Source organism: Flavobacterium sp. (genome assembly GCF_044357305.1).
Taxonomy (GTDB): Bacteria; Bacteroidota; Bacteroidia; order Flavobacteriales; family Flavobacteriaceae; genus Flavobacterium.
The window spans coordinates 1-12,141 of record NZ_JBIKPS010000042.1 but is presented as its reverse complement, the minus strand read 5'-3'; the positions used below and the strand labels follow the sequence as shown (position 1 = coordinate 12,141).

The following is a 12,141-nucleotide window of genomic DNA, read 5'->3' as shown; positions in this document are numbered from 1 at the left end:
GTTTGTATAATATCGACACTCAAACACCTCCACAACATTGTTATGTACTGGTTGAACAACCAATAATAGTAAATCCACTTCCGCTAATTGTTTCAGGACATGTTTACCAAGAATGTGATGACGATACTGATGGTTTTACAGTGTTTAATTTGAACTCCCAAGCAGGTGCATTATTAGCTGGAAATGCGTTGCCATTAAGCAATTACACCTTGGCATTCTATCTTAATACACCACCTAGTTCACCTCCTAATACACCAATATCCAGTACGTTTACCAACACCAATACCACAGGAAATACGCAAACTATTTATGTGGTTGCCACCAATACCGTTACTGGATGTAAAAGCCCAGTATCGCAATTTACTATAATGGTAAATCCAAAACCAACTCTTGCAGTACCATTAGATTATGCTACTTGCGATGATGAGGCAAACGATAACGATGGGTATCATTTATATCCTCTAGATGCTTTGATACCTGCTATTTTAGGCGCTACTCAAACCCTAACGGATTATGATGTAAATTTCTACGATACCCAATACAATCCATCAGCAACACCACCATTGTTACCGACGGCTATTGCTAACTTGGCAACCTACCAAGCTTATACCCACACTATTTGGGTAGTGGTAAAAAACAAGCTAACGGGTTGCGAACGAATAGCTACTTTTAACCTAACCGTTGAGCAGTATCCACAACCTAAAATTGTGGCAGCTAACAATGTTATTTGTGTGGATTTCAATAACCAACAAGTGGTTAGAGATTTAGTCTTGACAGCTACTAACACCACGCCTTATTTAGGAACTGTGCCAACGTACACCTACCAATGGCTGGATGATGCAGGAGTTGCTATACCAGGAGCAACAAATTCTACTTATACTGTAAATAATGCCTTTACCAACCAGACAAGTTCCGACTTTAGTGTGGTAATGACTAGCACCGGTACTTTGGGATGTAGTGGAACATCTAACCCGTTCACCGTGTTGCAATCTGGGCAAGCAGTGACTCTGCCGGCAGGAAGCCAAGGATACACGGTTACCAATGCCTTTTCGGAAAACCAAATCATCACAGTTACCGTTACCGGATATGGAACTTACGAATACAGTTTGGATGATGGACCACGACAAAGCAGCAATGTGTTTGAAAATGTAGGCTTAGGCGAACATTACATTACCGTTTGGGATACCAAAGGCGGCATTGCCATAAGTTGTGATCCATTAGTGATAAACCAGGTGCAAACCATTGATTATCCGCATTATTTTACTCCAAATGGCGATGGTATACACGATACATGGAATATTAGTGGATTACAAAATGATTTTTCAGCAAAAATTTATATATTTGACCGCTTTGGAAAACTAATCAAACAAATTAGTCCACAAAGCCCAGGATGGGATGGCACCTACAACGGGAACCTAATGTCTTCAACAGATTACTGGTTTACTGTTGACTATAGCGAAGCAGCAGCTTACAAACAATTTAAAGCGCATATTACATTAAAACGATAATAACACAATGAAGTTTAAACATTTATTTTTAGCATTAGTAGTATTAATTACTAAACAAGCTTATTCGCAAGAGATTTTACCGGTTTATTCGGATTACTTATCAGACAATTATTTTCTACTCCATCCTTCTATGGCTGGAGCAGCAAATTGTGCTAAATTACGATTGACAGGAAGACAACAATGGTTTGGGCAACAAGATGCGCCTGCTTTACAAACGTTAAGTTTTAACGGAAGTATTTCAGACAAAGATGGAATAGGACTTATTTTAATAAATGATAAAAATGGGTATCACTCTCAAAAAGGTTTTAGAGCTGCTTATGCCCATCATATTATGTTCTCTAGAGATAATATTGATTTGAATCAATTGTCCTTTGGAGTAAATGTTGGATTCGCACAGAGTCAATTGGACGAAAGTACATTTTACACAAATGATCCAACTTATGATCCTATTGTATTTGGACAAATACAGAAAGCATCTTATTTTAATGTTGATATTGGTGCTTCGTATAACTTTTTAGATTTTTATGCTCACTTTACTGTTAAAAATGCTTTAGCGAGTGATAGAAAATTATATACGGATAGAGAACCAGTAAATTTAAAAAGAGCTGTTTATAATATGGGTTATACTTTTGGAGATTCTGAAGGGATAATGTTTGAGCCTTCGATGATGTTTCAATATGTTTTTCAAACTAAGGAATCTTTGGTGGATTTGAACCTTAAAGCATATAAACAATTGGATTTTGGTAAATTGTGGGCAGTGGTTTCTTATAGAAGAAGTTTGGATGGAGCACAATACATCGAAGGGAATGCTATAGCTACTCAAAAATTACAATACGTTACTCCAATTTTAGGTATTAATTATAAAAACTATATGTTTTCTTATACTTACTCTGCATTGTTAGGAAACATTAAATTTGATAATGGTGGATTTCACCAATTTACATTAGGGGTTAATTTATTTTGTAAACCAGAGAAATACCAATGTAATTGCCCTGCAATTAATTAAGCGAAATACAGATACTTAATCCCGATAAAATTTTATCGGGATTATTTTTTAAGAAGAAGATTATGATTATAAAAACAATAAATGGTAAATCTCCAAAAATACCTGCGGATTGTTTCATCGCTGAGAATGCTACCATTGTAGGTGATGTAGAGTTTGGATCGCAATGCAGTGTTTGGTTTAACGCAGTTTTACGTGGCGATGTTCATTACATTAAAATTGGAAATAAAGTAAACATTCAAGACGGTGCAGTAATACATGCAACTTATCAGAAGCATCCTACAAACATTGGCAACAATGTGTCTATTGGTCATAATGCTATTGTACATGGGTGTACTTTGGAAGACAATGTACTTATTGGTATGGGGGCAATTGTTATGGATAATTGTGTGGTGCAAAGCAACTCTATTGTTGCTGCTGGATCGGTAGTGACACAAAATACTGTTGTGGAATCGGGGACAATTTATGCAGGGATTCCTGCGAAGAAAGTTAAAGATATTAATGCTTCCGATTTTGCTGGTGAAATTGAACGCATTTCGAATAATTATGTGATGTATTCTAGTTGGTATAAAGAAGAAGAATAGTCTTTTGTAAATCGATTTTATGTAGCCTCTATAATTACAAAACCTAATGCAATAATTACAAGTCCTAATTCAATAATTATAAATCATAATTCTATAATTACAAGTCATAATTCGATTATTACAAATCGTAATTCGATAATTACCAGTTATAACGCAAGTTTTACATGTTATAAAGCGAGAACTACAAATATTGCTGGAAGAATTATAAAATAGGGTGGAAGTATTACAAAATAGAAAAGGAGTTGTAACGTTTAAGTTAGCAACTCCTTTATTTTTTTGGGGAGGACATTTGTGAATCACGGATTTATTTTTGGTTAAGTTTAAAAAAGTTTACAGATTTGGTTTTGTAAATTCCAAACTGCTTATTTGTTTGTATTGTGGGCTAGTTGCACCAAAAACGGATTTCACATATTTTTTAACATTGAATGCCGTTTCTACTAAACTATTTGCTGAAGTATATAGTATTGCATTTCTTTCAATTCTTGCATTACTGTAAGTGGTATGTTTTGTAATAACAGTTGTGTTTGCCATTTTTAATTCGGAATGGTATCCATTTAAATTAGCGACTATGAGTTCCACTTCGTTGGGGTTGTAATTGGTTTCGGCTGAAACGAGGTCAATAAGTTGGTGTAAGTTGTCTAATACTCTATCATAGCTTTGTTGGGCAACAGAAATTGTTGTGGTTGGTTTAGCCTCGGGGCTTTGTTCAGTAGACTTTACTATTTTAGAAGAAGCTCTGCCGCCTTGTATTTTCCTATTAATTGTTTTGGCATCTTTAACTACAGTGTCTAGTGCATCGGTAGCGCTTAGGGCATTAATGATTCTTGTTGCTAATGGTTTTAGTGTTGCAAACTTAGTTTGGCGTGCACCTGTTACAATATCAAAATCATTTTTTGCAGAGGTAACTTTTGCGATTTTGGCTTGTGCATCTTCAAATAAATGCGTCAACCCAGCAATTGTAATTGTTGTTTTGGATGGGTTGTAGCTTGGCCCGTAAGCTGTACAGAAGGAGATTAGGTCTTCAAAATTGGCTACGTTTTTTGCATGACCTGTTTCATTAGTTGATTTCATAATTATTAAATTTTAAAGTTATTTTTCTATAACTTAAAATGTATTTTAATTATTGTATGATGCAGTTTTAATAATATGTTAAAGTTACTTTGCTAAGAGTTAGCGGTTTTATTTTAGGTTAAATAATGATTTTTTAATTTTTCATTGCCACAGATTTTCACAGATGAAACGGATTTTATCTTTTTTAAGTTTGTTATCGTCGCTTATCTTATTTTAACCAATTAATTTTTTCCCAATCTTGAAAATTTATGTTCGTCTATTATTTTTAGCAATTTGTCGAAAAATATTTTATTAATTGAATAATTAGTGTTAACATTAAATTATGAAATTTAAAACAATAATAGCAAATGTAACCCCCGTATTTGCTATGTTTTGTGTTAGCGATTGTATATAATAGCTAACATTTTTTCTTGTTTAAATCGCTTTTTTTAAGGAATTGCATTTTAAACGTACTAATTAACCTACATTTTTTTTGAATTTTTGTTGCTTAAATGAAATTGAGCAAACAATAAGTAAGAATTATCTTAAGTAATTTTTGTTGAAAATAGAATTTTTCAGCAGATGACATGCTTAGTTAATTTACAATAACAAATTTTTAAATTTAACATGTTCACGATTTTTATTTATATACAAATTAATTACATCCAACGGGTTAAAAAGAACTATAGTAGCGACAATCTACACAAATATAGGTGTATATACGCTATACTCTGTAGTGACAATATATGAGTTGCAAGAAACCTTTGAAAAACGAAACGTGAAAAAAGTATGCTAAAAGAAAAAAAATCATTAGATTAGCGTTTAAGTACAGCCAACGTATAGGCAAGCCAAAGAGCAAAAACAAATATAAACGACTAACTATTGAAAGAGTAATTTAGAAGAAATGGAACAATTTGTGTAGTAGAATGTTTTGAGCAACAATAACGGCAGATTAATTTTAACTATTTAAAGTGGAAGTCTTTGTCCTGCCAGAAGATGGAAACACCAAATTAAAAAGATGAAAAATCTTGTATTATCTTTAGCTTTTATGCTAATCTGCTCATTTGCTTTTGCAAATACTCAAACTGTTGAGAAACAGAAAAATGTTACAATTGAGAATTATGAAAATCATCTAAAAGTATCATTTGACTTGGGTAATTTATCAAATTTAAGTGAAACGGAATTATATAATTTATTAGACAATTTACCAACGCTAATTATTAATTCAGAACTATTTAGTGAATGTACTATTACATATTCTGTTACCTTTTCTTTTATGGGGCAATCAGTTACAGTTTCGGCTTCTGGTACAGCATCTACATGTGAAGCTGCTGGAAACATTGCGAGAAGTGGAGTAAGAAGTGAAATTAGTAAAGCAAAAGCATTGATTGCAGAAATGTTTTAAATTAACCATAAAGAGAAGCCATTTGTTTGGCTTCTTTTTGCTTTCATTTTAAATAAATATGAAGAAGTCATACATACATATATTCAATTTAATTGTTACATTAATAATAATAAATAGTTGTTATTCACAAAACAATTACCAAGTCAAATATAAAATGACCACATTGTTTGATGGTGTAAAAAATTATGAAGCTAAACTAACATTTTCCGAACAAAATTCTTGTTTTGAATATAAATTATCCACAAAAGATACGGCAACTGTTGAAAGTCAAGATGAAAACGGAAATAAAACTATTGCAATTCCAAACGTAAATCAACAATCAATATTTATTAATTTTAAAGACAAAAAAATTAGTGAATTAAAGCATCTAAAATATTTAGTTGAAGATACACTTTCAATTCCTCAATGGGACATCACCGATCTAATAAAAACCATAAATAATTATCAATGTCAAAAAGCAACTACTTTTTATAAAGGTCGATTTTATGAAGTGTGGTATGCAATTGAGTATCCCTCAATTTTTGGCCCTTGGAAACTTAATGGTTTACCTGGCTTAATTATTTTGGCGCAGGATAAAAAAAACGAAGTGTATTTTGAAGCAATTGAAATAAAAAAAATAGATAAAAATACTTGCCAAATAGATAATTCTATGAAGAAAATAGCAAAAAATGAATTTGATAATCTGATAAAAAAACGGCAAAAAGACTATGAGGAAAGACTAAAGTCAATGGGAGACCGAAATTTAAAATTAAGTGTGAAATTTGGAAAAGCTATAGATATAGAAATCTTAGATTAAATTTACTTTAAATTAACTCCAAATGCTTAAAAAATATTACTTACTTTTAGTTTGTTTTTCTTTTTGTATTTCTTTCTCTCAAAATATAATTAAAGGTGAAGTAAAAGATTCAAATAAACAACCAATAATCTCTGCTAGTGTCATTTTAAAAAATGATACAGGCAAAATCACAACTTATGTCTATACTAATGAATTGGGTAACTATATATTAAAAACAGAAAAAACAGGTCAATTTGTTTTAATTGCTTCTTCTATGGGTTTTGAGCAAAAAAGTTTTGATTTTCTTATTGAAAACAAAAATGAAATAAAAACAATTGATTTTATCTTAAGTCCAAAAATAACAGAACTCAAAGAAATAATAATTACATCAAAAAAACCAATTACAATAAAAAAAGACACTATCATTTTCAATGCAGATTCTTTTAAACAAGGCAACGAACAAGTAGTTGAAGATTTGTTAAAAAAAATACCAGGATTAAATATTGATGCAAACGGTACAATAAAAGTAGGTAATCAAGAAGTAGAAAAAGTAATGATCGATGGTGACGATATGTTTGAAAAAGGATATAAAATCCTTACTAAAAATATGCCGGTTAATCCAATTGATAAAGTTGAATTATATCAAAATTATTCTAACAATAAGCATCTAAAAGGCATAGAAAACAGTAACAAAGTTGCATTAAATTTAACACTAAAAGAGGATGCAAAACGTGTTTGGTTTGGCAATATTTCTACTGCTTATGGTTTGATTTCAGAAAATCGTTATGAGGTACGTAGCAATTTGATGAACTTTGGCAAGAAAAACAAATATTATTTTTTAACTAACCTCAATAATATTGGCGATGATGCCACAGGTGATATTAACCATTTAATTAGACCTTATCATTTTGATGAACCTGCAAGTATTGGCGATGATCAAACAGCAAATTCATTATTAGATTTAGGTTTTGATACACCAAATCTTAAACAAAAAAGAACCAATCTCAACAATGCCGAGATGCTGTCTTTAAATAGTATCTTTACCTTATCTGATAAGGTAAAATTAAAAACACTTGGCTTTTTAAATACTGATGAAAATGATTTTTTTAGGAATAGTTTTCAATCTTTTAGTGTTGGTAATACTACATTTACTAATACAGAAGATTTTATAGGCAGAAAAACTCAAATTACAGGTTTCGGAAAAGTAGATATAACATACGATATTTCAAAAACAAAAACTTTTGAATACACAGGAAAATTTAACAAAACCAACGAAAAAAATAGAAGTAATTTGTTATTTAACAACGATTTACTAACCGAAAGATTAAATGCAAACAACCAACTTTTTGACCAAAAATTAGTTTATACAAACAAGTTTAAAGACAACAAAGTTTTTTTGCTTTCAAGCAGATATATCAATGAAAAAACACCACAAAATTATTCAGTAAATCAATTTATTTTAAATAATTTGTTTTCAGAAAATTCTAATAACACCAAGCAATTAAGCGAAAACAAAATGCAGTTTGCAGGCATTGAAGCACACTTATTAGACAAAAAGAAAAGCGGCGATTTGCTAGAATTAAAATTTGGTAATCAATTACGAATTGATGCTTTAAATACTCGTTTTGAGTTGCTTGAAAACCAAAACAGTATCGCCTTTCCATATGGTTATCAAAACAATTTAACTTATACTACAAATGATTTGTATTTATCCGCAAAATATCGTTTTAAATTTAATAATGTTGCGTTGTTATCCCAAGCAGACGCACATCAATTATTCAATCAATTAGAGAATTTTGACATAAAATCAAACCAAAATCCATTTTTTGTGATGCCAAAAATAGGCTTAGATTGGAAAATTAACGATAATAATAAAATCCTTACTTCGTATTCATATAACACTACAAATGCTGGATTTTTAGACGTTTATTCTGGTTTTGTTCAAACTAGTTTTCGCTCATTTTCAAAAGGTTTAGAAGAGTTTAATCAATTAAATTCATCAAGTGCTATTTTAAATTATACTTATGGCAGTTGGGGCGACAAGTTTTTTGCTAGTACTTTTATCTTGTATTCCAAAAACAATGATTTTTTTAGCACTAATTCCATTATTGCTCAAAATTATTCACAAGCTGAAAAAATCATCATCAAAGACCGTGAGTTTTTATCCATTTCATCAAGCATAGACAGGTATTTTAAACCTATTAAATCCAACTTAAAAATCAATTTAGGAGCAACTACAACCAATTTTAAAAACATTGTAAATAATTCAAACTTAAGGGAAGTTAAAAACTTCAATGCTGTTTATGGTTTTGAGTTACGTTCGGGTTTTAGAGGATTTTTTAACTATCATATTGGTTCAAAATGGAATTACAATCAAGTAGAAACCACCATAAAAAACAACTTTACAGACAATATGAGTTTTATAGATTTGTCGTTTATGTTTAGTGATAAATTTAATATTCAAGCACAATCAGAACGTTACTTTTTTGGTAATTTAGACAAAAATAACAATAAATATTATTTTTTAGATTTAGAAGCTCGTTATGTAGTTAAAGAAAATAAGCTCACGTTTTTCTTGTCAGGCAACAATCTTTTTAACACAGAAAAATTTAGAAATTATAGTATTTCAGATATCAACATTTCACAAACAGAATATAGATTAATGCCAAGATACGTGCTTTTAAAAATGGAATATAGGTTTTAAAAGAAGAAAGGCTTCTTGCAACCCCCAGCTGGTGCGAGCAGAAATAACAAGCATCGCTAGTGTCTCGTCCTGAAACAGGTTTACACAAAAGTCCTATTATTGTAAATCAATAACAGGACTAAAAATGAGTTGTAAATCTATTTTAGGATTAAGTATAAATATGCAAACTTATTTTAGGACGTGACAGACAGTGGGCACAAGCGTGACGCTTGCGCTAGCGGGGGCGCACAAGTGGGTGGTGGTGTTGTAAGTTTTGGATTTGGAAAAGCAACAGATAATCATCTTGCAGGTGAGAAAGGCAGTCAACTAGTTGGAGAATATTTTAAATGGCACGTTGAAACCGCTTCTAATATAGCACCGAATTTAATTAAAGAATAGCTACTAATATGGAAAAAAATGATAATTCTATTGCAAGAAAAATTCTAACTGTTATTGTTATAACTATTTTATCAATCTTCATAGCGAGAGATTTTTATATAAAAAGTGAAATTAAAAAATCAAATAAGTTTACTATTGCAAAATTCACATTGAAAAAACGATTACCTAAAACCACAAATTTTTACTTTACTTATTTTATTAATGGCGAAAAAACAGTAACCGCAAATTCAGGAGTAGATTACTCTATCCTCAATTCTGAAGCAGAAACAGAAATTATAGATAACTTAAAAATTAATCATTTTTATTTAGCAAGATATGTTCCTAAAGATCCAGATAAAATTATTGTTAACCCATTAAAAGAAGTTACCGATACAGTTGCTATCCTACAAGCAGGCTTTACAAAAGAGGATATTAAATAGCAAACCAAAAAACTGAAGCCCCTGCTGGTCCGAGCAAAACTAACATACGTGGCTAGTGCGAGTTTCTAACTCGTACCCACAAAGTAAATAAAAACAAACTACAACGATAAAAAGTTGTGGTGTTTTAAATATGAGACAATAGTATATTTGGGGTGAAGAACCTTTATAACGGTAATATATCTGAAACGCTTTGGCGTTCTAGTAAAGACAATATTTTGCGTAGTTATGGTTACACCTACGACGACCTTAACCGCTTGCGAAATGCGCAATACATAAGACCTGTAAATCCTTTACTATCCAACACAAATCTAAACCCAATTGTAAATACATTTAACGAAAGTATGCAGTACGACAAAAACGGAAATATTGTAGCTTTGCAACGCAATGGAGGTATGGAAAGTCAATCTCCAGCATTACCCATCGATAATTTAATTTATCAGTATGATGGTAATAGGTTACTAAAAGTAGATGATTCTGCCTCTATTACTGATGGTTTTAAAGATGGTATCAATGCTTCAACAGAATATACTTACGACCTAAACGGCAACATGACAACCGACCAAAATAAAGGTGTAAGTTCAATTACCTACAACCATCTTAATTTACCTACTAAGATTGTAATGTCTAGCGGCACCATAACTTATGTGTATAATGCTTTGGGGCAAAAAGTGTCTAAAACGGTAAGCAATAGTACTATTAGCCCAGCAACAACTTCTAACACTCAATATTTTGGAGGTTTTCAGTACAATAATAGCATATTACAGTTTTTCCCTACAGCCGAAGGGTATGTAAAAAACACAGTAGTTAGCGGTGCAAACACTTATGATTATATCTTTAATTATACCGATCATTTAGGAAATATTAGATTAAGTTATGGTATTGCTCCAGGAACACAACTTTTAACTATATTTGAAGAGAATAATTATTATCCATTTGGTTTGAAACACGGTAATTATAATAATCAATTAAAAAGTATAGTAAACCTAAAAGATGTTGCTTTTTTAGATACACCTTTGGATGTTAAAGCTGCTAAAGCAATACCAATTGACCCTAATGCTCCTAGTAGTAATTCTACTGTAGCAAATAGTGGGTATCAGTATAAATATAACGGAAAAGAACTCCAAGACGAGTTGGGATTGAACTTATACGACTACGGCGCAAGACTATATGACCCAGCAGCACCACATTTTTTACAGATAGATCCGAAAGCTGAAACCTCAAGAAGATTTTCTCCATACACTTATTGTTTAAATAACCCTGTATTTTTTATTGATCCAGATGGAATGCAAGCAATTGAGAATGATGATTGGATAGTACACCAAGATTCGCAAGGAAAAACAGCTGTGACCTATGATGCAGAAATAAAAACAAAAGAACAGGCAGAAGCAAAGGGATATCAAGGTGTTTCAGATGTATTTAAAAGTGCATCTATTACAGGTACAAGTCCAGAAGGAGGAAATTATTCATATAACCTTAATGAAGGAGGAACTGTAACTGATGTTGGTGCGGGTGGAACAAGTATTGAGACAGGTTTTACAACTCCTCAAGGAACAAATGTAGGAGAGAATAAAAGCGCACTTGCTCAATTAGCACCAGTGTTTCAAAATTCAGGAGATGCAGCAGTAGTTGTAGGGACTATTCTAGTTTGTACAGGAGTTGGTGCTCCATTAGGTGCAGGTCTTATAACTTATGGTGGATATGCTTCCTTAGCAGGAACAGCAATGGAATTAACTGATGATGCAAATACAGGGACATTAACACCTGAAAAAGTTGCAACAAAAGTTGCAATGGAATTAATTCCAGCTGGCGCTGGTGCTGGTTTTAAAAGTTTAGGAGCTCCTGCAGCAGGAGAAGTATTTAATGCCGCAACTGTTGGGGCAGACCGTTTACTTGATGAGATGAGAGATGCAAAAGCAGGACCTTATAGAGAATAAGATATGGAAAATTATATTTTAATAACATTTTTAGTTATAGCATTAATAATTAGTCTTTTAATTTATAAAAAAGACTTTAAAAATTGGTCTGATTTAGATAGTAAAGATAAATACTATGCTTTGAGAGCGCCTTTACTTATTGTTTTTTGTATAATTTTATTGTTGTTATATCCTTTTAAACAACATTAAAATCTATTTAACAAATTATTTGTTATATGATAAAATATTAAATACAACAAAAAAACCACATCGGGTTGAACATGCCCCAAAAAGTTAGACACTATTTGGGGCATTTTTATGAGAAAAAAAAGAAGTTTTACATCAGAATTTAAACTTGAACAAGTTTTAAAGTATACCCGCCATCATCAATCTTATTGTTCT

Annotated in this window: 10 protein-coding genes; 9 read left to right on the top strand and 1 reads right to left on the bottom strand. The window is 31.6% G+C overall.

Annotated features, from left to right (window positions below; translation table 11 throughout):
* The 3 genes from ACIQ2J_RS14525 to ACIQ2J_RS14515 form a co-directional block, all read left to right on the top strand.
* A partial coding sequence (locus ACIQ2J_RS14525) for a T9SS type B sorting domain-containing protein (protein ID WP_396171157.1) occupies nucleotides 1-1,508 on the top strand: 1,508 nt, incomplete at its 5' end.
* Between the two features lie 7 nt (nucleotides 1,509-1,515).
* Complete coding sequence (locus ACIQ2J_RS14520; RefSeq protein WP_396171155.1) at nucleotides 1,516-2,514, top strand: type IX secretion system membrane protein PorP/SprF; 999 nt, start codon at nucleotides 1,516-1,518, stop codon at nucleotides 2,512-2,514.
* Nucleotides 2,515-2,576: 62 nt separating this feature from the next.
* A complete protein-coding gene (locus ACIQ2J_RS14515) occupies nucleotides 2,577-3,095 on the top strand; it encodes a gamma carbonic anhydrase family protein (protein ID WP_396171153.1) in 519 nt (172 codons plus the stop codon).
* Nucleotides 3,096-3,425: 330 nt separating this feature from the next.
* On the opposite strand, the gene ACIQ2J_RS14510 is transcribed toward ACIQ2J_RS14515, so the two are convergent.
* Nucleotides 3,426-4,166, bottom strand: coding sequence for a hypothetical protein (locus ACIQ2J_RS14510; protein WP_396171151.1), 741 nt, complete (start codon nucleotides 4,164-4,166; stop codon nucleotides 3,426-3,428).
* A gap of 997 nt (nucleotides 4,167-5,163) precedes the next feature.
* Between ACIQ2J_RS14510 and ACIQ2J_RS14505 the strand changes: the two genes are divergently transcribed.
* The 6 genes from ACIQ2J_RS14505 (at nucleotide 5,164) to ACIQ2J_RS14480 (ending at nucleotide 11,760) form a co-directional block, all read left to right on the top strand.
* Entirely contained in the window at nucleotides 5,164-5,550 is a 387-nt protein-coding gene (locus ACIQ2J_RS14505; protein WP_396171149.1) for a hypothetical protein, read from the top strand.
* A gap of 58 nt (nucleotides 5,551-5,608) precedes the next feature.
* Nucleotides 5,609-6,346 (top strand): GLPGLI family protein, encoded by a 738-nt coding sequence (locus ACIQ2J_RS14500; RefSeq protein ID WP_396171147.1) that lies wholly within the window; start codon nucleotides 5,609-5,611, stop codon nucleotides 6,344-6,346.
* Nucleotides 6,347-6,368: 22 nt separating this feature from the next.
* Nucleotides 6,369-9,029 (top strand): carboxypeptidase-like regulatory domain-containing protein, encoded by a 2,661-nt coding sequence (locus ACIQ2J_RS14495; protein ID WP_396171145.1) that lies wholly within the window; start codon nucleotides 6,369-6,371, stop codon nucleotides 9,027-9,029.
* 180 nt (nucleotides 9,030-9,209) lie between these two features.
* Nucleotides 9,210-9,407 (top strand): hypothetical protein, encoded by a 198-nt coding sequence (locus tag ACIQ2J_RS14490; RefSeq protein ID WP_396171143.1) that lies wholly within the window; start codon nucleotides 9,210-9,212, stop codon nucleotides 9,405-9,407.
* An 8-nt stretch (nucleotides 9,408-9,415) separates the two neighbouring features.
* On the top strand, nucleotides 9,416-9,826 hold the full coding sequence (locus tag ACIQ2J_RS14485; protein ID WP_396171141.1) for a hypothetical protein: 411 nt from the start codon (nucleotides 9,416-9,418) through the stop codon (nucleotides 9,824-9,826).
* A gap of 152 nt (nucleotides 9,827-9,978) precedes the next feature.
* Entirely contained in the window at nucleotides 9,979-11,760 is a 1,782-nt protein-coding gene (locus ACIQ2J_RS14480) for an RHS repeat domain-containing protein (protein ID WP_396171139.1), read from the top strand.
* Nucleotides 11,761-12,141: the final 381 nt, after the last annotated feature.

Bases quoted from the DNA above. Each gene is read 5' to 3' on its own strand.
- ACIQ2J_RS14485 (WP_396171141.1), top strand. From the start codon at position 9,416: ATGGAAAAAAATGATAATTCTATTGCAAGAAAAATTCTAACTGTTATT.
- ACIQ2J_RS14495 (WP_396171145.1), top strand. From the start codon at position 6,369: ATGCTTAAAAAATATTACTTACTTTTAGTTTGTTTTTCTTTTTGTATT.
- ACIQ2J_RS14500 (WP_396171147.1), top strand. From the start codon at position 5,609: ATGAAGAAGTCATACATACATATATTCAATTTAATTGTTACATTAATA.
- ACIQ2J_RS14520 (WP_396171155.1), top strand. From the start codon at position 1,516: ATGAAGTTTAAACATTTATTTTTAGCATTAGTAGTATTAATTACTAAA.
- ACIQ2J_RS14515 (WP_396171153.1), top strand. From the start codon at position 2,577: ATGATTATAAAAACAATAAATGGTAAATCTCCAAAAATACCTGCGGAT.
- ACIQ2J_RS14510 (WP_396171151.1), bottom strand. From the start codon at position 4,166: ATGAAATCAACTAATGAAACAGGTCATGCAAAAAACGTAGCCAATTTT.
- ACIQ2J_RS14505 (WP_396171149.1), top strand. From the start codon at position 5,164: ATGAAAAATCTTGTATTATCTTTAGCTTTTATGCTAATCTGCTCATTT.